This window comes from Paraburkholderia sediminicola (genome assembly GCF_046026895.1).
GTDB classification, from domain to species: Bacteria; Pseudomonadota; Gammaproteobacteria; order Burkholderiales; family Burkholderiaceae; genus Paraburkholderia; species Paraburkholderia sediminicola_C.
Genome location: NZ_JAQQEU010000001.1, coordinates 388,038 through 410,921, shown reverse-complemented (window position 1 = coordinate 410,921; position 22,884 = coordinate 388,038). Strand labels below are relative to the sequence as shown.

Genomic DNA, 22,884 nt, shown 5'->3' with positions numbered 1-22,884 from the left:
GGGGCCGCGCGGCGGTTTCAATGGCATCGGACCTATGCGCGGGACCGCGCAGGCCGATGCGAAGCAAGGCATCGAAATGAAAACCGGCGCCCAAAAGGGGCGCCGGTAAACGCTGCAATGGCGGCCTGCGGATTGCGAGTTCTGCGCCGCAACCGCCGCAACCGCCGATGCCGCGCGTCAGCCGTGCGCGCCGATCAGATTCACCACCTTGACGTTGCGCGTATCGGGCACTTCCGCATACGAGAGCACCTTCAACTGCGGCAGGCTGCGGCGCAGGAAGCGCGCGAGCATCGGCCGCAACGCGTGCTGCACCAGCAGCACCGGCGCGAGGCCGAGGTTCTGCTGACGCAGCATCGCCTTCTGCGTTTCGTTCAGCAGCGTGTTCGCTAGCCCCGGCTCCAGTCCCGGGTTCGGGCCGGTCGCGAGCGCCTGCGACAACACCCGCTCCAGATTCGAATCGAGGCCCATCACCTGCATGTCGCCGGTGCCGGGGAACCACTGCTGCGTAATCGCGCGGCCCAGCGCGAGTCGCACGGCGGCGGTGAGATCGTGGGCGTCGGTGATCTTCGGTGTGTATTCGGACAGCGCTTCGAGAATCGAGCGCAGGTCGCGGATCGGCACGCCTTCTTCCAGCAGGTTTTGCAGCACCTTCTGCAACGTGGTGAGCGGCAGCGTCTTCGGCACCAGATCGTCGACCAGCGACGGCGTGTCTTTCTGCATCCGTTCGAGCAGCGCCTGCACTTCGCGGCGGCCGAGCAGCTCCGACGCGTGCGTCACCACAAGGTGATTCAGATGCGTCGCGACCACCGTGCTCGAATCGACCACCGTGTAGCCATACACCTGCGCCTGTTCGCGCAGATTCGTATCGATCCAGATGGCCGGCAGCCCGAACGCCGGGTCCTGCGTCGGCGTGCCCGGCAGCGCGGCCGAGACCTGGCCGGGATTGATCGCCAGCCATTGCCCCGGATACGCTTCGCCCGCGCCCACCTCGACGCCCTTGAGCGCGATGCGATAGCCGTTCGGCCGCAATTCGAGGTTGTCGCGGATATGAATGACGGGCGGCAGGAAACCGATTTCCTGCGCGAACTTCTTGCGGATGCTCTTGATCCGCTTGAGCAGTTCGCCGTCCGAGTTCTTGTCGACGAGCGGAATCAGCCGGTAGCCGACTTCGAGGCCGAGCGCGTCGATCATCGTCACGTCGTCCCAGCTCGCCTCGGCGTTCTCGGCCGGAGTCATCGCGGCCGGCGCCACATCGACGAGCGCCGTGCTGCTCTTGCGTTCCTCGGCACGCTTTTTCATCGTGCGGCCGAGCTGGATCAGACCGCCGCCGAGCACCAGAAACGCGAAGTGCGGCATGCCCGGAATCAGGCCCATCAGCACGAGAATGCAACCGGTGATCATCAGCACGCGCGGATTGGTGAACAGCTGGCCGGTGAGCTGGGTGCCGATGTCCTCGTTGGTCGCGACGCGCGACACGATCACGCCCGCTGCGGTCGAAATCACCAGCGACGGAATCTGCGCGACGAGGCCGTCGCCGATCGTCAGCAGCGTGTAGTTCTTGCCCGCCGCCGCGAAGTCCATGTTGTGCTGAACCATCCCGACGATCAGCCCGCCGACGATGTTGATTACCATGATCAGCAAACCGGCGATCGCATCGCCGCGCACGAACTTGCTCGCGCCGTCCATCGAGCCGTAAAACTCGGCTTCCTGCGAGACTTCCGCACGCCGCTTCCTGGCCTGCTCTTCGTTGATGAGGCCGGCGTTCAGATCGGCGTCGATCGCCATCTGCTTGCCGGGCATCGCGTCGAGCGTGAAGCGCGCGGACACTTCCGCGATCCGCCCCGCGCCCTTGGTGATCACCATGAAGTTGATCACCATCAGGATGATGAAGACGACGATACCGACCGCGAAGTTGCCGCCCACGAGGAAGTGCCCGAACGACTCGATCACCTGGCCGGCCGCGTCCGGGCCGGTGTGGCCTTCGAGCAGCACGACCCGCGTGGACGCCACGTTCAGCGACAGGCGCAGCAGCGTCGAGAACAGCAGCACGCTCGGGAACGCGGCGAAATCGAGCGGCTTCATCGTGTACATGCTGACGAGCAGCACCATCACCGAGAGCGCGATGTTGAAGGTGAACAGCAGGTCCAGCAGGAACGGCGGCAACGGCAGAATCATCATGCCGAGGATCATGCAGATCAGCACCGGCCCGGCGAGGGCGCGCAAATTGGTGCTGCTCAGGGCATCCGGCCGTCGGGCGAGGAAACCGGCGCGAGCGTTCATGCGGAGGCTCCTGAAGCGTCGTCGTTAGCGGGGTTGTCGGGGTTGACGGGGTTGAGCGTATCGGCGACTTCCTGATCGGCTTCTTCATCCGATACGCCGCCCTTGTCGAGTTCCGCCGGCACGTCGAGCTCGGTCGGTGCGACCGGCACGGCGCCGCCTTCGGTTTTGAAGCGTCGCAACTGATACACCCACGCGAGCACCTCGGCGACCGCGCCGTACAGCGGGCCGGGAATCTCGCGGTTCAGATCGACGTTGTGATACAGCGCGCGCGCGAGCGGCGGCGCTTCGAGCAGCGGCACGTTGTGCTCGGCGGCCAGTTCGCGAATCCGCGCGGCCACCAGGTTCACGCCCTTGGCGATCACCTTCGGCGCGCGCATCTCGCCGTCGGTGTATTGCAGCGCGACCGCGAAGTGCGTCGGGTTGGTCACCACTACGTCCGCCTTCGGCACCTCCGACATCATCCGGCGACGCGCAATGGCGCGCTGCTGCTGGCGAATCTTGCCCTTGATGTGCGGATCACCTTCGCTTTCGCGATGCTCACGCTTCACTTCTTCCTTCGTCATGCGCAGCTTCTTGTGAAACTGCCAAAGTTGGTACGGCACATCCAGCGCCGCCACCGCGAACATGCCGGCCACCGTCATCCCGCAGCACACGGCGATCAGATGCATGGAATTGGCGAGCGCGAGATGCAGCGGCTGGGTGGCGAGCGCGAGAATTTCTTCACGGCGATTCCAGATCGCCGTGCCGCCGATGATCCCCACCACCAGCGTCTTCGCGAGCGACATGCCGAGCTGGATCGGCCCGTTGATCGAAAACATCCGGCCGAAGCCTGCAATCGGATCGAGCCGGTTGAACTTCGCTTCGAACCCTTTTGCCGACAGTTGCCAGCCGCCCAGCGCCAGCGGCGCGAGCAGCGCGGCGAGGCCCGTGAAGCCAAGGACCGGCAGCAGCGCATACAGGCCTTCGCGGCTCGCGGCGCCCGCGCCGATCAGCATCCGGCTGGTCTCGAAACTGCTGGCGTGGTCGAACGTGAGCGACGCACGCAGCATGTTCTGCAAATGCTCGCCGATACTGCTGGACATCCCCCACGCGCCATAGAACCCCGCCGCCAGCAGCGCGAACGTCGACAGTTCCCGCGAGCGCACGATCTGCCCTTCCTCGCGCGCCTTCTGCAGGCGCCGGGGAGTGGCTGATTCGGTTTTTTCGAGGTCGCTGTCCTCTGCCACACAAGCTCTCCAGTCGGCCGAGGCAAGGCGCCTCTTTCCAGTGAGAGCGATTATTCCCGCTCGACGCAAGCGGCGATCGGCGGATAAGGGCGGAGAAAGGGGGGTATTTCGACGGATGAGCGCGAGGCGCCCGCGCGTTTCGCGCAGGCGGCACTGGCGTTGGCTTCGACCCTGGCGCTACGCGTCAGAAGGCGACGAAAGGCGACTGGCCGCCGCCCGAGGTCTTGTCGAAGCCGTAGTACACGTGACGGCCATAGAAGAACGGCAGACCGAGGTCGAAGCTGCTGTTGCCGCCGATCTGTCCGGCGAGGTTGTTGAACGCGTAGTTGCTGGGGTTGTTGAACAGCGTGGCCGCGCTGAGAATGCCGATGCTCGCGTTCGTCGTCACCTTGTTCAAGCCGACCAGCGTAATCGAGCGGGTTTGTGCGGACGACGGGCAATAGAAGCCCGCGAAATTACTGCCGCACTGGGCGAGCGAGCTATCGGTGAAGAAGTAGGCATTCGAGCCTGAATCGAGGAACGCCTGCACCTTCGTGCCGTTGAACGTGCTGTTGTTGAGGTCGCCAAACGGGTCGGTGGTGAAGACCTGCGCCCCGCCGAGCGCATTGTTCGACTGTGTGTTGATCCCGAACACCAGCGTGCCGGTGGCCGAAGCTGTGCCGGCGTCCGGCACGGGCGGCATCTGTACGATCAAGCCGTTGTTGTCGGCCGCGAAGTTCGCCGCCGGATTCGCGACCTGCTGATTGAGCGGCACGGCGGTACGGGTACACGACGTTCCGCCCGGACACGCAAAGTAGTTGCTGAAGTTGACGGCGGTTGCCAGGTTCGCGCAGGTCGCGCCGCAATCGCTGGGCGCGGTGCCAACGCCGAGTATGCCGTTGGCGCCCAGATCGTTGACCGTGTTTTCCGCCGACCCGCCGCCGCAACCGCTCGCGGGCACCGTGCTCGCGTCCTTGTCGCCGATGATCTGGATCGGGACGGCGGTTGCCGTGGTCTCGCCGCCGATCGTGATGGTCGCGGTGCGCACCGTGCCCCAAGTGAAGCCATCGGCGAAGGTCGCGCACTCGGCGAGCTGCGCGTTGTTACTGCCCACGGCGCTGGGCGGCAACGCGTTGAGCACCGTTGGAAGGAGCACGGAGCCGACCACCCGCAGTCCGAACGAACCGGTGTCGAGCTGGATGTTGTTGACGGTCTGGCAGCCCGCCGTCGAGCCGGGCGGGCAAATGGTCACACTGACCGACGGAATGTTGATGACGCCGTTCACGCCCCTGCCGACCGTGATCGGCACGGTGTTCGCGGCGGTCGCGGCGATCGGCTGCTGGGTCGGGCTGGCCGGCAGCGAACCGCCGTTCAGGATGCTCGACGAATTGTTGCTGGAGCTGCCGCTGTCTCCGCCGCCACCGCACGCGGCGAGGGTTGCCAGCAGCGCGACGGCCAGCGCGGCGCGCAGCCGGTCTTTGAGATTCACACCAATATGGATGGGTCGCATGGTCGTCCTTGCCATTACTGGATGTCGGAGCCGCTGACGCCGGCGGGCAGCGCGGACGGCAGCCACGCCTGACCGCTGAACGCGCCCATATGGCCGCCGGAACGCGCCACGAGACCGCTCTGATCGACGCTGACGGGGCCGTGGCCGCCGCCGCGTGCCGCGCGCGCGGCCTTCACGCCCGCCACGTATTGCGGGAAATAGGTGCCGAGCAAATCGTTCAGATCCGGCATTTGCGGGCCGCGCCACGCGATGCCGAACACAGCGCCGTCAGCGGCGAGATATTCGCGGACCACGGTGCCGTTGCCGAGCGTGGTTTCACGCACGGTGTAGGACGCGGAAGCCGACGTGGAAGACGCGGCGCTCGATGCCGAGCGCATCACGCCCTGCGCGGAATTGGCCGCGCTTGCGGCAGGCTGGACGATGCGGGAAGAAACCGACGAGTCCGAGGGCGGCGTCATCGGGGCGCCCCCCAACGCCGCTTGAGCGGGCTGCACGGCGGACAACGAACAGAATAAGGCTAGTAGCGCCGGAACGATCCCGGCGCGGCGTACACGACTCCACATGGCAATGCTCCTCCCGAACTATGGCCAGGCTCGCGGCGAGCCGCGCGAACCTGCTGGGTGTACGCAGATGATACGGCACTGCTGCGGTCGCACCCGGGAAGGAGCCTCTTCACCGTGCCACCGGCCGGCGAACGCTCATTGCCGGAGCGGAGTGCCGCTGCTCGAGACCGTAGTATGCCTGTGGTTCGTGTCGGGAGACAGCAAGCGCACGCGCGGGCGTGGCTTGCCATCCATCCGGGCCGCGCGCGGCGTCCGGACGGTTGTCTGATGAAACCGCGCGCCGATGGTGTGACGCAGTTGCGCGCGGCGAGCTTGCGCGACGAGGCGTCCGGCCGCGTCAGAAGCCGAGGCTGGCGAGCAGATCGTCAACCTGCGACTGGTCCTGCATCACATCCGCCTTGCCTTCCGGATTGATCTGCGGACCGTTCAGCAGATGTTCGGGGCTGCCGGTCGACGACACTTCGGCTGCCAGCGCCGCCGCGTTCGCCGCGAACTGCTCGCGCCGTTCGAGCGCGATGTTCTCGACCAGCACGCCGAGCAACTGCTGCTCGATCAGGTACACGACGTCCGTGATCTTCTTGATCACCTGGCCCGTCAGATCCTGGAAGTCCTGCGCCAACATGATCTCCATCAGTTGCGCATTGGTCGCGCTGGTCGCCGCCGGCACGCCGCGCAGGAAGGTGCGCGTGTCGTTCATCAGTGCGCGCACTTCCTCGCGCTCGATCGGCGCCGCGTACCACTGCTCCCAGCGCGCGTCGAGTTCGCCCGCGTCCTTTTGCAACTGCTCCTGGACCGGCTTGGCGACGTCGATCGCCGACAATACGCGCTCGGCGGCCTGCTCGGTCATGTCCGCGATGTATTTCAGACGGTCGCGAGCATCGGGCACGGCTTCGGCCGCGCGCTCGACATGCTTGTCGAGCCCGAGCTCACGCATCGAATCGCGCAGCGTGCGCGTCAGTTGTCCGATGCGGGCGAGAATGCGGTCGGACGCGAAGTCGCTGCTCTCGCTGACCGCTTCGGCGTGAGGCGCTTGGGTCGGCAGAGTCACGTCAGCTCCCGGCTTTCGCCATCTTCTCGAGAATCTTGTTGAGCTTCTCGTCGAGCGTCGCGGCGGTGAACGGCTTGACGACGTAACCGCTCGCGCCGGCCTGCGCCGCCGCGATGATGTTTTCCTTCTTCGATTCGGCCGTCACCATCAGCACCGGCAGATGCGTGAGGTTGGCGTCGGCGCGGATTTCCTTGAGCATGGCCAGACCGTCGAGGTTCGGCATGTTCCAGTCGGAGATCACGAAGTCGTAGGTACCTCCGCGCAAACGCGCGAGACCGGCCTGGCCGTCTTCCGCTTCGTCGACGTTCGAGTAGCCCAGCTCCTTGAGCAGATTGCGGACGATCCGGCGCATCGTCGGAAAGTCGTCAACCACCAGAATCTTCATTCCCTTATCCATTTCATTCCCTTTGCTTGTTCCATGTTGCGGCGCTTGACCGCCTCAAACTATCCGGCCCGCATCATACCCGCTGCACGCGATCGCCCATCGACGACAAACGCGCCATCACGCGCCGGCTCATTTCCGGCAGCGCCGCGATCTCGTCCGCCGCGCCGAGCGCAATCGCTTCGCGCGGCATGCCGAAAACGATACAGCTCGCCTCGTCCTGTGCAAGGGTGTAGGCCCCTGCTTTTTTCATCTCCAGCAGCCCGGTGGCGCCGTCGCGTCCCATTCCGGTCAGGATCACGCCGACCGCGTTCTTGCCCGCATGCTGCGCGGCGGAGCGGAACAGCACGTCGACCGACGGACGATGCCGGTTGACCGGCGGCTCGTCCGACAGATGCGCGATGTAGTTCGCGCCGCTGCGCGCCAGCAGCAGATGCGCGTGGCCGGGCGCGATATACGCATGACCAGGCAGCACGCGTTCGCCGTGCTCTGCTTCTTTAACGGTAATCCGGCACAAACCATTGAGGCGTTGCGCAAAAGATTTCGTAAACCCCGGCGGCATGTGCTGCGCGATCAGCACGGCGGGTGCATCCGGCGGCAGCGGCACCAGCACTTCGCGGATCGCTTCGGTGCCGCCCGTCGACGCGCCGACGATGATCAGCTTCTCGGTACTGAGCAGCGGATTATTGAACAGCGGCGCGGCGCCCGCCGGCGCATGCGCGGCCTGCGCGGCCGCATGCTGCAACGGCGCGGCCTGGCGTACGCGCGCGCGGGCCGCCGCGCGAATCTTGTCGGCGAGCTTTTCCGAGTAGTCGAGCATGCCGTCGCGAATGCCGACCTTCGGCTTGGTGACGAAATCGACCGCGCCCAGCTCCAGCGCACGCAGCGTGATTTCGTTGCCGCGCTCGGTCAGCGACGACACCATTACGACCGGCATGGGCCGCAGACGCATCAGCTTCTCGAGGAAGTCGAGGCCGTCCATGCGCGGCATTTCGACGTCGAGCGTCAGCACGTCCGGGTTGTGCTGCTTGATGAGTTCGCGCGCGACCAGCGGATCGGGTGCGGTCGCCACGACCGTCATGTCCGGCTGGCCGTTGATGATCTCGGTCATCAGGCTGCGGATCAGCGCCGAATCGTCGACGCACAGTACTTTGATCTTTTGCACAGCGCTCACGCCTCCTCTGTGGTTCTGGCGTTGTTTGAATTAAGGGCGCGCGGGCTCGCGCCGAACAGTTCGATTCTCGGCCGCGCGGCGGCCGGCGCCGCGAACAGCTCGACGCGCTTGCGCGCCGCCGCGAGCCGCTCGGCGCGCGCTTCGGCGCTTTGCCGGACCAGCGCCTGTTCCCGCTCGGCCACGCCCGCTTCCTGTTGCAGGCGCAGTTTCTTGACCATCACCTGGCCGGTGCGGGGCATGTAGGCGACCTTGCGCGGATGCGAGCCTTGCAAATCTTCGGCGACGATGCGGATCTTTTCGAGCGCCAGATAGCGGCGCACGAACTCCGAGTTGCGGTCGCCGATGTTCATCGTCGTCATGCCGGCGAGCACCGCGCCGCCGCCGAACACCTTCGCCTCGAAGCGCTCGCGCCGACCGCCGGCCTTGATCAGTTCGTTGATCAGCACTTCCATCGCGTACGAGCCGTAGCGCATCGAATCCGATGCGGCTTGCCCGACATCCGCGCCGTCGTCGGGCAGCATGAAATGATTCATTCCGCCGATGCCCGCCGTGCGGTCCTGGATGCAGGCCGCCACGCACGAACCCAGCACGGTGACCAGCACCATGTCTTCGTGGGTGGTGTAGAACTCGTTGGGCAACAGCTTTACGCCGGGGCGCTGGAAGTGGTTGTCGTAGTACAGGTTGGAAGCGATCGGCAGGGCGCTGCTCATGCCGCCACCCCGCTCGCCGTGTGATGCGCCGCCGCGCTCGCCGTGCCGATTGCGCGCGGCGGCGTGCGCGCGCCGGCCACGTCGCGCGTCAACTCGTAGACGGTCTGGCCGCGCAGCTTGAATGCCTGCGTCACGTACGTGAAGTTCTCCGAGTGACCGGCAAACAGCAGGCCGCCCGCTTTCATCAGCGGCTCGAAGCGCGCGAGCACTTGCGCTTGCGTCGGCTTGTCGAAATAGATCATCACGTTGCGGCAGAAAATCGCGTCGAACTGCGAGCGCAACTGGTAATCGCGGTCGGTCAGGTTCAGTTGTTCGAAGCGCACCAACGCGCGCACTTCGGGGCGCACCTTCACCATGCCCGCATGCGCGCCGGTGCCCTTCAGAAAGAAGCGCTTGAGCCGCTCGGGCGACAGGTGCTTCACCTGGTCGAACTGGTATACGCCGGCTTCGGCTTTCGCAAGCACCTGGGTGTCGATATCGGTGGCGAGCACCGCGGCCTGGCGCGCGCCGCTGTCGCCGAGCGCTTCGATCAGCGTCATCGCGATCGAATACGGCTCCTCGCCGGTCGATGCCGCCGAGCACCATACTGAAACCGGCTGTGCGCGACGCGGCACGAAGTCGGCGAGGATCGGAAAGTGGTGCGCTTCGCGGAAGAACGCGGTGAGGTTGGTGGTCAACGCATTGGTGAACGCTTCCCACTCGGCCGGATCGTTTTCCGCTTCGAGCAGATCGAGATACTGCCGGAAGGTGTCGAGGCCGCGCGCGCGCAAGCGGCGCGCGAGGCGGCTGTACGCCATGTCGCGCTTGTGGTCCGACAGCGAAATGCCCGCGCCGCGATGAATCAGTTCGCGGATGCGCGAGAAATCCGCAGGCGTGAATTCGAAATCCCGTGCCTGGTCAGACGGCTTGCCCGGGTCCGCCCGTTCAGGACTTGCCCGTTCAGGACTTGCCCGTTCGGGACGTGCCCGTTCGGGACTTGCCCGTTGGGGACGTTGCTGTGCGCGCGTTGTCATCATGTGAATGCCTGCCTGCAATACGAGCCATTCCGTTTGCCACCCGAAGCGGACTCCTGGCCAGTACCAATTGTGTTCGCGGGGTCGCGCCCTCCCGCGAGGTCTGCGAACACGCAGTCGGCCCGCGACACGCCATACCAGCGTGTTTCGATGATTCGCCCATCAACGGGCGAGAAGCCGAATGACTGCATGTCTTTGTGCCACTTTCTAGAACGTTTCCCAAGCCGCGTCCGCGCTGGCTGCGGCCGGGCTCGCGAGAGCCGGGCGTGCAACGGGCTGGGTAGCGGCGCGAGGCGTCTTCGGTTTGAGCGCCGGTTCGACGCGCGCGCCTGCATCGTGGTTAGCCGAAGCCGGCGCGGAGTTCGCGGACGATGCCGCGCTGTTCCCGCTCTCCACGCTCGCCGCGTTTACCACGCTCGCCGCGTTTGCGTTGCTTGCCACCGGATGCGCCCCGGCTTTCACGGACGGCCGGCCCGCACCGCCATTCACACGCGCCGCCGCCTGCGGTCGCACGGCTGCCGAGCCGCCGCGCGTCTGAGTGCCGGCCACCTTCCAGCCGTCCACGACCGTCTGCAACTGACGCGTCTGATCTTCGAGCGACGCCGCCGCAGCCGCCGCCTGTTCGACCAGCGCGGCATTCTGCTGCGTGACTTCGTCCATCTGCACGACCGCGCGATTCACCTGCTCGATGCCGCCCGACTGCTCCTCGGACGCCGCGCTGATTTCGCCCATGATGTCGGTCACGCGGCGCACCGCCTGCACGATCTCGTCCATCGTCGCGCCGGCGCGGCCGACCAGCGTCGAACCGCTTTGCACCTTGTCGACCGAATCGCCGATCAGTTCCTTGATTTCCTTCGCGGCGCTCGCGCTGCGCTGCGCGAGGCTGCGCACTTCGCCTGCCACCACCGCGAAACCGCGGCCCTGTTCGCCGGCGCGCGCGGCTTCGACCGCCGCGTTCAGCGCGAGAATATTGGTCTGAAACGCAATGCCTTCGATCACGCCGATGATGTCGACGACCTTGTTCGAACTGGTCGCGATGCCCTGCATCGTCGTGACGACCTGGCTCACCACGGCGCCGCCGCGCGTGGCGATGTCCGACGCGTTGACGGCGAGCTGGCTCGCCTGGCGCGCATTCTCGGTGTTCTGCCGCACGGTGCCGGTCAACTGCTCCATGCTCGACGCGGTTTCCTGCAGCGACGCGGCCTGCTGTTCGGTGCGTTGCGACAGATCGGTGTTGCCCATCGCGATTTCACGCGCGCCGGTGTCGATCGACTCCGCGCTGCTGTGAACCGCCTTCACCATCGTCGCGAGGCTTTCCTGCATCCGCTTGATGCCGTCGAACAACCGGCCGATTTCATTGCGGCTGTACACCTCGATCGGCTCGGACAGATCGCCCGACGCGATCCGCTCGAAGCAGGCCGTCGCGTCTTTCAGCGGCTGCACGATCAGGCCGCGCAGCGCGACGCGGAGGCCCACCACCATCAGCAATGCGAGAACCGTCACCGCGACGATCAGAGTCATCATCAGCGACGCGTTCGCTTGTGCGTTCGCCTGCTGGTCCATCACGCTCTTCTGCAACGCCTTGACGACCGCGGCCGCCGCCGCGTCGTACGCGATGAACATCGGGCTGATCTTCGTATCGGCGACCGCGTGGTAGGCGGCCATGTCGTTCGCGTTCAGCGCCGCGAATTCCGGCTCCACGCCGTCGCGCATCACCGTCGTGCGTTTGGCGAGCACGTCGTCGAGCAGCGCCTGATCGATGCCGGGCTTGGGCGCGTCGAGATAGGTCTGCCAGCTCTGGTTGCCCCGCGCCAGCAGTTCCTGGGCGCGGTCAATCGCTTTCTTCGCCTCGTCGGCGTTGCCCGCGGCCGACAACGTGTTGAAGCGGTCCACCGCGATCCGCGAACGCAGCAGATACGAGCCCGCGTCGTCGATTGCATCAATCGCCACCAGGTCGCCGCGCGCGATGCGGTCGAGCGACTGGCTCGCGCGATTCAGCGCCGTTAGCCCAAGCGCGCCGACCACCACGGTCAGCGCAACCAGAAGGACCCCCACCATCGTCAACGACGTGCGGATCGACCACCTGCTCAGCATCTTGACGCTCCCTTGCCTATCTCTCGTTCGCGATTTGCCGCTGTTTTCCCGCTGTTTTCCGCTCAACCGCCGAGCGTTTCGATCAACGCCATTTCACGGCTGGTCATCAGCTTTTCGATGTCCATCAGAATCAGCATGCGGCCGTCGACTGTGCCGAGACCCGTCAGGTACTCGGTCGTCAGCGTCGCGCCGAATTCCGGCGCCGGCATGATCTGGTCGGTGGCGAGCGTCAGCACGTCCGATACGCCGTCCACCACCATCCCGACCACGCGATGCGCGACGTTCAGGATGATCACGACCGTCTGATGGTCGTACTCGACGCGGCCCAGATGGAACTTGATGCGCATGTCGACGATCGGCACGATGATGCCGCGCAGATTGATCACGCCCTTGATGAACTCGGGCGCATTGGCGATCCGCGTCACGTTGTCGTAGCCGCGGATTTCCTGCACTTTGAGAATGTCGATGCCGTACTCTTCGGCGCCGAGCGTGAAGACGAGGAATTCCTGACCGCCAGCGTCCGCCTGCTGCGCATCGCGGCGGCTATTCGTACCGCTCGCGTTCGCACCGCTCGAATTGATGGATTGGACTTCTGCCACGTTAGCCCCCAAACGGTTGGGATGAAATGAGTTGAATGAATGTTGCGAATGCTGTGCGTCGTGCGAGCGTCACGGTGATCATGCGAGGCTCATCGCGCTGTGCGCGTTGCGCGTTTCGCGGTTCAGCGCCGCCACGTCCACGATCAGCGCGACACTGCCGTCGCCGAGAATGGTGGCGGCGGAAATGCCGTGCACCTTGCGGTAGTTCGTTTCCAGATTCTTCACGACCACCTGCTGCTGCCCCACCAGCTCGTCGATCAGCATCGCAAAGCGGCGCCCTTCTGTTTGCATGATGGTGACGATGCCTTGCGTCGGTTCCTGCTTCGCGTCCTCCACGTTGAACACTTCGTGCAACGCGACGAGCGGCAGATATTCGCCGCGCACGCGCACCACGCGCTCACCGTTGGCCACCGTGTAGATGTCGTCGGCTTGCGGCTGCAGCGACTCCATCACGAAGTTCAGCGGCAGAATGAAGATCTCGTTGCCTACTTTCACCGACATGCCGTCGAGAATCGCCAGCGTGAGCGGCAGAACGATGCGCGTGGTGCTGCCCCTGCCGGCATGCGAGGTGATTTCGACGTGACCGCCCATCGACTGGATGTTGCGCTTGACCACGTCCATGCCGACGCCGCGCCCCGACACGTCGGTGACCTGTTCCGCCGTCGAGAAGCCCGGCAGGAAAATCAGGTTCCAGACTTCTTCGTCGGACATCGTTTCGCTGACCTGCATGCCTTGCTTGGCCGCCTTCGCGAGAATCTTGTCGCGGCGCAGGCCCGCGCCGTCGTCGCTGACTTCGATCACGATGTTGCCGCCGTGATGCGCCGCCGACAGCACCAGCTGGCCGGTCGATTCCTTGCCCGCCGCGCGCCGCGCTTCCACGGTCTCGATGCCGTGGTCGAGACTGTTGCGCACGAGGTGAGTCAACGGATCGATGATCCGTTCGATGAGGCTCTTGTCGAGTTCGGTCGCCTGACCGAAGGTGACGAGTTCCACTTCCTTGCCGAGTTTCGCCGCCAGGTCGCGCACCAGACGCGGGAAGCGGCTGAACACGTAGTCCATCGGCATCATGCGGATCGACATCACGGCTTCCTGCAGATCGCGCGCGTTGCGTTCGAGCTGCGCCATGCCGTTGAAGAGCCGGTCGTGCAGCGCGGGGTCGAACGTGCTGGTGGTTTCCGCGAGCATCGCCTGCGTGATCACCAGTTCGCCGACCAGGTTGATCAGTTGATCGACCTTTTCGACGCCGACGCGAATGGAGCTGCCTTCCGCGCCCGCTGCGGCAGCGGCCGGACGGGCCGCCTTGCGGTCGTGGTCGGCGGCCGCGCCGGATGCCGCAGGCGCCGCGTGCGCCGCCCCAGACGCCGCCGGGCTGTGCGCCACCGCCTGCTGGAGCGCGGCGGGCGCCGGCGCTGCCGGCGCGCTGGCCGGTGCGTCGAACAGCCCCTGCGCGGCCGTACTGGAGGGCGCGGCGATGCCGGCCGCCGGTGCCGGAGATGCCGCGTGCTCCGCATGAGCCGCACGTGTTGCTTGCGCCGGGGACGAGGCGGCAGCGTCGGGCGTTCCAGGTTCGCCTTGCTGCGTGTCGTTCGCCGGTGCGTTGCCGCGGCCGATCGAGATCTGACTTTCGTCGATCACGAAACAGCACACGGCGATGATGTCGTCGGAGGTCACATCGGTCGCGAGCCACAGCATCAGATCGCCGCCGCTCTTGACCTGCCCGACGATGTTGCCCAGGTTGCCGAGCTCTTCGGCCAGCAGATCCTGGTCCTTCTCACCAACGCCCCGTAGCGTGATTTTCAGATGAGGGCCGGTGTCGTCGGCGTTGCCGTCGACCGCGCCCGCCCCCCCGGCTTGCCCGGTCTGTGCCGGTTCGCCGTCAGTCCATTCACCCGCCACCTGCACCGCCTGTTCGACGACGTGCTCGGGCGGGCTACCGCGTTGTGCTGCCACTGCTGCCGCCTGTGCTGCAACCGGCGCCGCCGTCTGGGGCGCACCGCCGGAAAGACTCTCCGCATTCAACCGTTCGAGCTTCGCGCAGATTGCGCGCGCCACCGCCGCATCCGGCTCGGCGCTCGCGCGATAGTCGGCGAGCTGGCCGGACAGCACGTCCTTGGTTTCGAGGAACGTGTCGATCATGTCCATGCGCAGCACGAGTTCGTTGTTGCGCGCGCGATCGAGCAGCGATTCCAGAATGTGGGTCGTCTCCGTCAGCGCGGTAAAGCCGAAGGTCGCCGCGCCGCCCTTGATCGAATGCGCCGCGCGGAAAATCGCCGCGAGGTCTTCCGGGTCCGGGTGAGCGATATCCAGATTGAGCAGCAACTGCTCCATCTGCGCGAGCAGTTCGTCCGCTTCGTCGAAAAACGTCTGATAGAACTGAGTGATGTCGAGTGTCATGCCTGGGTCACCGCGAGAGTTCCTGTCTAGGCGTGGCTAGCGTGCCGCCGCGTCGAGAGCTTTCTATAACGTGTCTATGAGTGGCGCTTACGCGGAATCTGATTCGGCCAATGCCGCCACCAGTTCGGTCAGCATGTCGGGGTCGAGCGGCTTTTCGATCCAGCCGGTCGCGCCCGCCGCCCGCGCCGCCGCCTTGAACGGCTCGCCCGATTCCGTCGTGAGGACGAGGATGGGCGTCGCCAGGTAAGCCGGGTTGCCGCGCAGCGCGGTGATCAGATCGAGGCCGGTTTTGCCGGGCATGTGCTGGTCGGTGAGTACGAGGTCGAACGACATCGCGAGCGCGTTTTCGAGCCCGTCGTCGCCGTCCGCCGCGAGCGTCACCTCATAGCCGGCCGTCGTCAGCGTCGCGGCAAGCATTTGCCGCATCGATGCCGAATCGTCGACTGCCAAGATGTGCCTGATCATGAAAACCTCGCTGCGCTTCACGCTCGGGATCGCCGGCCGTCCGCGCCAGTGGGGCGCGTGATCGGGCCAGGCGATCGCTGTCTGTTACTGGGTCGCCGGCGCTGCCGCCGGCACCTTCGGTGCAACCGTCATCGGTTGCGCAAGTCTTTGCAGCAGCGGCTTGGAGCCGGCTGCGTCGTCCGACAAGGTGGTCGTGGTGGAGTCGTCGTGATTCAACGCCTCCTCCGACTTCTTGTTCAGCACGATGATGCTGATGCGGCGGTTCTCCGGGTCCATCGGGTCCGTCTTGTTCAGGTTCTGCGTCGACGCGAGGCCGAGCACGCGCATCACCTTCGCCTCGTCCATGCCGCCCGCGATCAGCTCGCGGCGCGACGCATTGGCGCGGTCCGCGGACAGTTCCCAGTTGCTGTAGCCCTTTTCGCCGCCCGCGTACTGCGCGGCGTCGGTGTGCCCCTGCACGATGATGCGGTTCGGCACGTCGTTCAGCGTGTGGCCGATTTCGCGGAGGATGTCGCGCATGTACGGCTCCACCTGGTCTTTCGCGGTCGCGAACATCGGCCGCTTCTGCGAGTCGACGATTTCGATGCGCAAGCCGGTCAGCGTCGAGTCGATGCGGATCTGCTGCTTGAACTGGCGCAGCACCGGGTTCGCTTCGATCGCTGCCATCAGCTTGACCTGGAGGTCGTGCAGGCGGACCTGTTCGCGACGCTCCAGCTCGCCTTGCAACTGCTTCATCGAGTCTTCGTTGTTGTGCGAGACGGAGCGCTCGGAGCGGCTGCTCGAGCCGTCGGTGGAGCGCGTCACGCCTTGCGCGTCGGTCGAGATATCGCGGCCGCCGCCCTTCAAAATGCTCGAGTCCTCGGCGCTGCGGTCGCCGCCCCACAGCGTGATCTTCAACGGCTGGTTGAAGTAATCGGCGATGCCCTTCAACTGCACGGTGGACGCCGAACTCAGCAGCCACATCAGCAGGAAGAACGCCATCATCGCGGTCATGAAGTCCGCGTAAGCGAGCTTCCACGCGCCGCCGTGGTGGCCGGATTTCTTCGGCGCGGAGCGCTTGACGACGATCGCGCGGTCTTTGTCCTTGCTCATCGGTTCGGTTCCGGGCGCGCTCTGATTACTTGGCCTTGACGCGGCGCACGTGCTCTTCCAGCTCGGCGAACGACGGGCGTTCGGTCGAGAAGAGCACCTTGCGGCCGAACTCGACGGCAATCGCGGGCGCGTAGCCGTTCAGGCTTGCCAGGATCGTCACCTTGATGCACTGGAACATCTTGGTCGACTCGGTCACGCGCTGTTCGGCGACGCTCGCGAGCGGGCTGATCAGCCCGTACGAAAGCAGAATGCCGAGGAAGGTGCCGACCAGCGCCTGCGCGATCATCTCGCCGAGCACCGCTGGCGGCTTGTCGGCCGAGGCCATGGTGTGCACCACGCCCATCACCGCCGCCACGATGCCGAACGCCGGCATCGCGTCGCCGACCTTGGTCAGCGCATGCGCGGGCGCTTCGCCTTCGTGGTGATGCGTCTCGATCTCCTCGTCCATCAGGCTTTCGATCTCGAACGCGTTCATGTTGCCGCCGACCATCAGACGCAGGTAGTCGGTCAGAAACTCGATGATGTGATGGTCGGCGAGAATCTTCGGGTACTGGGTGAAGATCGGACTCTTCGACGGATCGTCGATATCGGCTTCCAGCGTCAGCGTGCCTTCCTTGCGCGCCTTGGCCAGCAGGACGTAGAGGAGCGCCATCAGCTCCATGTAGACGTCCTTGTTGTACTTCGCGCCCTTGAAGAGGGTCGGAATGACGCGCAGCGTCGCCTTGATGGTCTTCATTCCGTTTCCGAGAATGAACGCGCCGACGCCAGCGCCGACGATCATCAGCACTTCAACGGGCTGCAGCAGCGCGCCGAGATGGCCGCCTTCCAGCGCGTAACCGCCGAAAACGGACAAAAGCGTCACGAGTGTTCCCACGAAAATCAGCACTGCCGAGCCCTCACAAAGAAGCGACGGTAACCGTCGTTAATCTGGTTTACGGCAACGGAGCAGAAAACTTTGGTGGAAAAGCGGGTCGATGGTCTGGTGTAAACCAGAGGCGCGCAGCGAGGACGGACGGGGCTCGCTCGGCTAGAGCCGTCGCGAGGATAGCTGCGGCGCTGGCCCACAGGATGGCCGGGAACCCTGTCCGGCGGCCCACGCCGCCCGCGGGACGGAAAACCAGCGGCCCGCGCTGTGAGCCGCCCGCCGCGGCGGCGCTCAGACCGCGAGCGCAGCGAGACTCTCGCGGGCCCGGGCGTCGGCGAATTTCTTTGTCTTACCCGCCCGCGATGGCGGCTGGCACAGCCCGCACACGAACGCATGCTGCGGATCGTGCGCGTGTGCGACAAAACGTCCACCGCAACGGCAACAGGCGGTCATCTGCAACATGCCGGAGTCGAAGAAGCGCACCAGCGTCCACGCGCGCGTGAGGCTGATCACCGGCTCGTCGTCGTGCAGCTGAACGTGCTCCAGATAGAGCCGGTAGCTTTTCACGATCGACTGGATCGTCAGGCAACCGCCATGACCGGCCATGAAACAGTAGATGTTGTAGAACAGCGATGAGTGAAAGTTCGGCTGCCAGGTCATGAACCAGTCGGTCGAAAACGGCAACATGCCCTTGGGCGGCGACACCCCTTTCAGTTCCTTGTGCAACTTGATGAGCCGGTCGCGCGAAAGACTGGTTTCCGCTTCCAGCAATTGCAAACGCGCGCCAAGTTCGATCAGTTCGATGGCCAAGGTGATTTCCCTGACTTCGAGTACGACGCTTTTATAGGCCATCCGCTCGCCGATCTCCCCGCCCGATCGCTTTGTGTGAGAGAGAGGCTGCCATTAGCCGAGTTGCTCGACGGGCTGGCTCGCCATCAGGATCGCGGAATGCGCCTGGGCCACGGCGCTCGATTTGCCTTTGTCGGCGAGCGCGGACAACACCGCATGGTCGTCGAAACGGAAACGGCACAACACCTGATTGGACGCCGCCAGCTTGACGGTCTGCGCCAACGACAGAGTGGCGAGCACATCGGCTAGCTGGTCGGAAATCCCCATGCGAAACATGCCCATCGGCTTGTCTTCGCGCAGCAGGCGCTGCGCGAGCAGGAGATACGACAGATTGACTTCTCTGATCTCGTTGAGCATTTCGCTTGTCGCGCTCATTGATTCCCCCGGGGTGTATCTGGCTGGTCAGGCCGTTACGGAAACGTTTGCTCGAATGCGCGCACTGAAACCGCGCGGATCGGCTCGTCCTAGTCTTGCAAGCATTGTGGCGAAAGGGGAAGCGGTCGAAAATCGGAGAGACACCCAGCCTGTTTGACGGATTAATCCGTCATTGTTGTAGGAATTTTTCCTACAAGGGCGAATGCTTGGAAAAGCGGAATCGACCGAAATGGCGTCGGGCGTGGGACGCGTAATGCGATTTAAATATTGTGGTGTGGCAGAGATCAACTTGGTGAGTTTCCGATGACTCACCATGCGCACCGTCCCGGCGTTGACAAAGATTATAAGACTTTTCACGCCTACGCAACGCGACTGCGTTAAAGACTCCCTTAAGACGGCAGAACAGCTCGGGCACGCGGATTGCGCGGGTTTGATGATACTTGGCTGGACGGTCGTCCCAATTATCGGGACGGCCGTCCAGATTGACCTGTAACGGGCGGTGTTTCGCGCTGTAACAACCTTAAGCGTTTGAAAAATGACTCGAATTACCGCGGCCGATCCCGATAATGGACGCTAAGGGATTACCCGATGCAAGTTCGGAGCACCCCCGGGCGGCGGCTTACCGCGCCCAACCGTCCGTCAGGCATTCGCTCTTCGCTCTAACCGAGCGCCGCTGTGCGAAGCCGTTGTGAACAGGAGAAAACCGCATGCGAATCGCACAAATTGCGCCGCTGTATGAAGCCGTCCCGCCGAAACTTTATGGCGGCACCGAACGCGTCGTGTCGTATCTGACCGAAGCTCTGGTCGATCTCGGCCACGATGTCACGCTGTTTGCGAGCGGCGACTCGGTTACGTCCGCGAATCTGGAAGCATCCTGGCCGCGCGCGCTGCGCCTCGACCCGACGATCCGCGACGCGCTGGCGCCGCACGTGCTGATGATGGAAAAAGTGCGCAAGATCGCCCATGAATTCGATGTGCTGCACTTTCACCTCGACTACATGCCGTTCCCGCTCTTCACCACGATGGACACCCCGTTCGTGACCACGCTGCACGGCCGCCTCGATCTGCCGGAACTGCAACCGGTGTTCGACGCTTTCTCCAACGTGCCGGTGGTGTCGATTTCCGATTCGCAGCGCTTGCCGCTGCCGCAGGCGAACTGGCTCAACACCATTTATCACGGCCTGCCGGAACAGTTGCTGACGCCGCAGGCGCACAAGAAGCCGGAGTATTTGGCGTTCCTCGGTCGTATTTGCCCCGAAAAGCGCGTCGATACAGCTATCAAAATCGCTGCACAAAGCGGTTTGCCGCTGAAGATCGCCGCCAAGGTGGACAAGGTCGACGAGGAGTACTTCAAGCGCGAGATCGAGCCGCTGCTGTCGATGGCGCACGTGGAGTTCGTCGGCGAGATCAATGAAGCGCAGAAGCCCGAGTTTCTGTCCGGCGCGAAGGCGTTGCTTTTCCCGATCGACTGGTCGGAGCCGTTCGGCCTCGTGATGATCGAGTCGATGGCATGTGGCACGCCGGTGATCGCGTTCAACCGCGGCTCGGTACCGGAGGTGATCGACCACGGCGTGACGGGCTACATCGTCGAGGACGTGCAAGGCGCGGTGGCCGCGCTGCAGCGTCTGGACGAATTGTCGCGCACTGAAATCCGCGCGCAATTCGAGCGCCGCTTCAGTTCCCGAACGATGGCGCAAAATTATGTAGACGGCTATTCGACCCTGATCGAAGCGACCCGTCGCCCGGTGTTGCGTCAGGTTGCGGTTGGCTAAGCGGCAGGCCAAAAGCGTTCCGCTTTTTGCGCTGCCAGCTTTAGCCGCTTACTGCTCTTGCGCATAGCTGCCGCCTTCCGCTTTTTGCGGTAAATGGCAGGTAAATTCCACTGTGAATCGTTTGCGCAGGCGGAAATCAGAGTTATCCCGCTTCTTCCACGGAAAAGCCGCCCCGATGGGCGGCTTTCTTATTAAAGGGATGGATACGCTTCCATCCTGATTGAAGCTCGGCAAAATAAAAAGGGGCTTCGACTAACCTTCAATTTACTTTCGCCATCAGCGGCAACCCGTTCAAGGCGCGCCGATCAAAAAACGCTCGCGATTCTTGCCGGCAATCCACTTGGGCGGCTTTCCGCGACCGCTCCACGTATTGCCCGATTTCGGGTCCTGGTATTTCGCCGGCAGCGGCGCCTTCTTGGGCGGCCGTCCACGCTTGGCGGCAACTGCGAAGCCGAGGTCCTGAGCGGAAAGACCGTATTCAGCGATCTTTTGGCGGATATCGGCGACTACGTTGTCTATTTCAGTACGCCGCGCTTCTTCTGCTTGTGCCTGCAATTTGGCGATCTGCGCCTTGAGGTCTGCATATTGAGACATTCGGTTCTCCCCTTTTCTAGAACTCATTCGACGGCAGATTAACTGCAATTATAAAAATTCGCAATGGCCAGTAATACCCATTCAGGAATCTATCCTCTGATAATTATTAAGCGTTGTTGAATTGCAAAGCGGCATCTTTATGCGGCAATAATAGTAAAACCCACTCCGCACTGACAATTCTTGACACTCAATTTGGCTGTCTTTGCCTAGAATTACGCGCTCAAGGCATACACGCACGCTTAGCCGTGCGTGTTCTCAAAGCGTCGCACTTTTTAGGATTACCAATCATGCAGTTGTCAAAGCGCCTTGCCGCCGAACTGTTCGGCACTTTCTGGCTCGTGCTGGGGGGCTGCGGCAGCGCGGTCCTCGCCGCGAACTTCGCCGGCCCGGTCCACGGGTTGGGTATTGGTTTCGTCGGCGTCTCACTGGCATTCGGCTTGACCGTTCTGACAATGGCTTATGCAATCGGCCATATTTCCGGCTGTCATCTGAATCCGGCCGTGAGCGTCGGGCTGACCGTCGCCGGGCGTTTTCCGGTTCGCGACCTCGTGCCGTATATCGCCGCGCAAGTGGTCGGCGCCGTGCTGGCTGCGCTGGTGTTGTCGGTCATCGCATCGGGCAGGCCGGAATTCGATCTCGTCGCCAGCGGTTTCGCCAGCAACGGCTACGGCGATCGCTCGCCGGGTCATTACTCGCTCGCGGCGGCATTCGTGTGCGAGGTGGTGATGACCGGCTTCTTCCTGTTTGTCATCCTGGGCGCAACCGACAAGCGCGCGCCGGCCGGCTTCGCGCCGATAGCGATCGGCCTGTGCCTGACGCTGATCCACCTCATTTCGATTCCGGTCACCAACACGTCGGTCAATCCGGCGCGTTCCACCGGCCCGGCGCTGTTTGTCGGCGGCGCAGCCGTGGACCAGTTGTGGATGTTCTGGGTCGCGCCAATCATCGGGGCGGTGATCGCGGGCGTGCTTTATCCGCTAATTGCGGAGAGCGGCAACACCAGCTCAAAAGAACTGGCGCTCGACTGATCGGCGAGTGCTTTTATCCAGCAAGTCAACGCGGGCGCTACGGCGCCCGTTTTTGTTCTGGCGCGAACGCCGCTGTTTGGCCGAAGGTCCAGCGGTAGGGCAGTCCGACAGCGGCAAGGCATGACCACGCTGCTAGAATCGGGCGACTTCCAGGCTTGCACAGGTGCTACCGATGAATCGTTTCCGCGGATTCCTGCACGGCGTCGCGCTCTCCCTTGCCGGCTTATTCCTCGGCGCAGCGGCGCTGCCCGCCGCGCATGCGGCCGACGGCAACACCGAAACGCTGGTCTTCGTGCGGCATGGCGAGAAGCCGGCGCAGGGATACGGACAACTCAACTGTCAAGGCTTGAACCGAGCGCTCGCGCTGCCGGCGGTGATCGCGGCGAAGTTCGGCAAACCCGATGCGATTTACGCGCCCGACCCCGGCCAGCAAAAAGACGATAGCGGCCATCTCTACTACTACATCCGTCCGCTGGCGACGATCGAGCCGACCGCCATTCAGTTTCAAATGCCGGTGCAAACGCCGTATGGCTTCGCTCAGATCGACCAGCTCGGCACGGCGCTGGTGAACCCAGCCAATCGCAACAAGCTGATTGTCGTGGCGTGGGAGCACAAACTGATCGTGAAGTTATTGCGCCAGATGCTGAGCGCTCATGGCGGCAATGCAGCCGATGTCCCGAACTGGCAAAGCGACGATTTCGACAGCATTTATATCGTGCGGCTCGACTGGCAAAACGGCACCGCGCGCGCCAGTTTCAAACGGGACCGCCAGGGTCTGGACGGACGCGCCGCCGATTGTCCTTGCGCGGCGCTGCCGGGTACAGCGTCGGCGGCTGCTTCCGGTGCTTCCGGCAGCGCGGCAGATTAATCGG

General features: G+C 64.1%; 21 protein-coding genes. 3 read left to right on the top strand and 18 right to left on the bottom strand.

Annotation, left to right across the window (positions count from 1 at the left end; genetic code table 11):
• Positions 1 to 177: 177 nt before the first annotated feature.
• From flhA to flhD, 17 genes are all read right to left on the bottom strand, one after another.
• A complete protein-coding gene (gene flhA / locus PQR02_RS01830; protein WP_408224536.1) occupies positions 178 to 2,280 on the bottom strand; it encodes a flagellar biosynthesis protein FlhA in 2,103 nt (700 codons plus the stop codon).
• A complete protein-coding gene (gene flhB / locus PQR02_RS01825; RefSeq protein WP_408224533.1) occupies positions 2,277 to 3,506 on the bottom strand; it encodes a flagellar biosynthesis protein FlhB in 1,230 nt (409 codons plus the stop codon). Before flhB ends, flhA begins: the two co-directional genes overlap by 4 nt.
• Positions 3,507 to 3,690: 184 nt before the next feature.
• Entirely contained in the window at positions 3,691 to 4,995 is a 1,305-nt protein-coding gene (locus tag PQR02_RS01820) for a DUF3443 domain-containing protein (protein ID WP_408224530.1), read from the bottom strand.
• 14 nt (positions 4,996 to 5,009) lie between these two features.
• Positions 5,010 to 5,558, bottom strand: coding sequence for a DUF2844 domain-containing protein (locus tag PQR02_RS01815; RefSeq protein ID WP_408224527.1), 549 nt, complete (start codon positions 5,556 to 5,558; stop codon positions 5,010 to 5,012).
• 337 nt (positions 5,559 to 5,895) lie between these two features.
• On the bottom strand, positions 5,896 to 6,606 hold the full coding sequence (gene cheZ, locus PQR02_RS01810) for a protein phosphatase CheZ (protein WP_408224524.1): 711 nt from the start codon (positions 6,604 to 6,606) through the stop codon (positions 5,896 to 5,898).
• Between the two features lies 1 nt (position 6,607).
• Positions 6,608 to 7,003 (bottom strand): chemotaxis response regulator CheY, encoded by a 396-nt coding sequence (gene cheY, locus PQR02_RS01805; RefSeq protein ID WP_007179968.1) that lies wholly within the window; start codon positions 7,001 to 7,003, stop codon positions 6,608 to 6,610.
• A gap of 61 nt (positions 7,004 to 7,064) precedes the next feature.
• Positions 7,065 to 8,153 (bottom strand): protein-glutamate methylesterase/protein-glutamine glutaminase, encoded by a 1,089-nt coding sequence (locus PQR02_RS01800; protein WP_408224521.1) that lies wholly within the window; start codon positions 8,151 to 8,153, stop codon positions 7,065 to 7,067.
• Between the two features lie 5 nt (positions 8,154 to 8,158).
• The gene (cheD, locus tag PQR02_RS01795; protein ID WP_408224518.1) at positions 8,159 to 8,872 is read right to left on the bottom strand and encodes a chemoreceptor glutamine deamidase CheD; all 714 of its coding nucleotides are present in this window, start codon (positions 8,870 to 8,872) and stop codon (positions 8,159 to 8,161) included.
• The gene (locus PQR02_RS01790) at positions 8,869 to 9,888 is read right to left on the bottom strand and encodes a CheR family methyltransferase (RefSeq protein ID WP_408224515.1); all 1,020 of its coding nucleotides are present in this window, start codon (positions 9,886 to 9,888) and stop codon (positions 8,869 to 8,871) included. Before PQR02_RS01790 ends, cheD begins: the two co-directional genes overlap by 4 nt.
• 204 nt (positions 9,889 to 10,092) lie before the next feature.
• Positions 10,093 to 11,979: a methyl-accepting chemotaxis protein gene (locus PQR02_RS01785; protein WP_408224512.1), complete on the bottom strand. Its 1,887-nt coding sequence runs from the start codon at positions 11,977 to 11,979 to the stop codon at positions 10,093 to 10,095.
• Positions 11,980 to 12,041: 62 nt separating this feature from the next.
• A complete protein-coding gene (locus PQR02_RS01780) occupies positions 12,042 to 12,578 on the bottom strand; it encodes a chemotaxis protein CheW (protein WP_408224509.1) in 537 nt (178 codons plus the stop codon).
• Between the two features lie 78 nt (positions 12,579 to 12,656).
• Positions 12,657 to 14,972 carry a chemotaxis protein CheA gene (cheA, locus tag PQR02_RS01775; RefSeq protein WP_408224506.1) on the bottom strand — a complete coding sequence of 772 codons (2,316 nt, stop codon included), beginning with the start codon at positions 14,970 to 14,972 and terminating at the stop codon, positions 12,657 to 12,659.
• An 87-nt stretch (positions 14,973 to 15,059) separates the two neighbouring features.
• Positions 15,060 to 15,437 (bottom strand): response regulator, encoded by a 378-nt coding sequence (locus PQR02_RS01770; protein WP_408224503.1) that lies wholly within the window; start codon positions 15,435 to 15,437, stop codon positions 15,060 to 15,062.
• An 84-nt stretch (positions 15,438 to 15,521) separates the two neighbouring features.
• A complete protein-coding gene (gene motB / locus PQR02_RS01765; RefSeq protein ID WP_408224500.1) occupies positions 15,522 to 16,529 on the bottom strand; it encodes a flagellar motor protein MotB in 1,008 nt (335 codons plus the stop codon).
• Positions 16,530 to 16,554: 25 nt separating this feature from the next.
• Entirely contained in the window at positions 16,555 to 17,415 is an 861-nt protein-coding gene (motA, locus tag PQR02_RS01760; RefSeq protein ID WP_408224497.1) for a flagellar motor stator protein MotA, read from the bottom strand.
• A 270-nt stretch (positions 17,416 to 17,685) separates the two neighbouring features.
• Positions 17,686 to 18,246: a flagellar transcriptional regulator FlhC gene (gene flhC / locus PQR02_RS01755; RefSeq protein ID WP_408224494.1), complete on the bottom strand. Its 561-nt coding sequence runs from the start codon at positions 18,244 to 18,246 to the stop codon at positions 17,686 to 17,688.
• 51 nt (positions 18,247 to 18,297) lie between these two features.
• Positions 18,298 to 18,618, bottom strand: coding sequence for a flagellar transcriptional regulator FlhD (flhD, locus tag PQR02_RS01750; RefSeq protein WP_408224491.1), 321 nt, complete (start codon positions 18,616 to 18,618; stop codon positions 18,298 to 18,300).
• Between the two features lie 707 nt (positions 18,619 to 19,325).
• Between flhD and PQR02_RS01745 the strand changes: the two genes are divergently transcribed.
• On the top strand, positions 19,326 to 20,390 hold the full coding sequence (locus PQR02_RS01745; protein ID WP_408224488.1) for a glycosyltransferase family 4 protein: 1,065 nt from the start codon (positions 19,326 to 19,328) through the stop codon (positions 20,388 to 20,390).
• A 291-nt stretch (positions 20,391 to 20,681) separates the two neighbouring features.
• Here the strand turns inward: PQR02_RS01745 and PQR02_RS01740 are convergent, their stop codons facing one another.
• Positions 20,682 to 20,984, bottom strand: a complete 303-nt coding sequence (locus PQR02_RS01740; protein WP_408224666.1) for an H-NS histone family protein — start codon at positions 20,982 to 20,984, stop codon at positions 20,682 to 20,684.
• A gap of 287 nt (positions 20,985 to 21,271) precedes the next feature.
• On the opposite strand from PQR02_RS01740, the gene aqpZ reads away from it, so the two are divergent.
• Both aqpZ and PQR02_RS01730 read left to right on the top strand, forming a co-directional pair.
• Positions 21,272 to 22,012 (top strand): aquaporin Z, encoded by a 741-nt coding sequence (gene aqpZ, locus PQR02_RS01735; RefSeq protein ID WP_408224485.1) that lies wholly within the window; start codon positions 21,272 to 21,274, stop codon positions 22,010 to 22,012.
• Positions 22,013 to 22,184: 172 nt separating this feature from the next.
• On the top strand, positions 22,185 to 22,880 hold the full coding sequence (locus PQR02_RS01730) for a histidine phosphatase family protein (protein ID WP_408224482.1): 696 nt from the start codon (positions 22,185 to 22,187) through the stop codon (positions 22,878 to 22,880).
• The last annotated feature ends 4 nt before the right edge of the window (positions 22,881 to 22,884 follow it).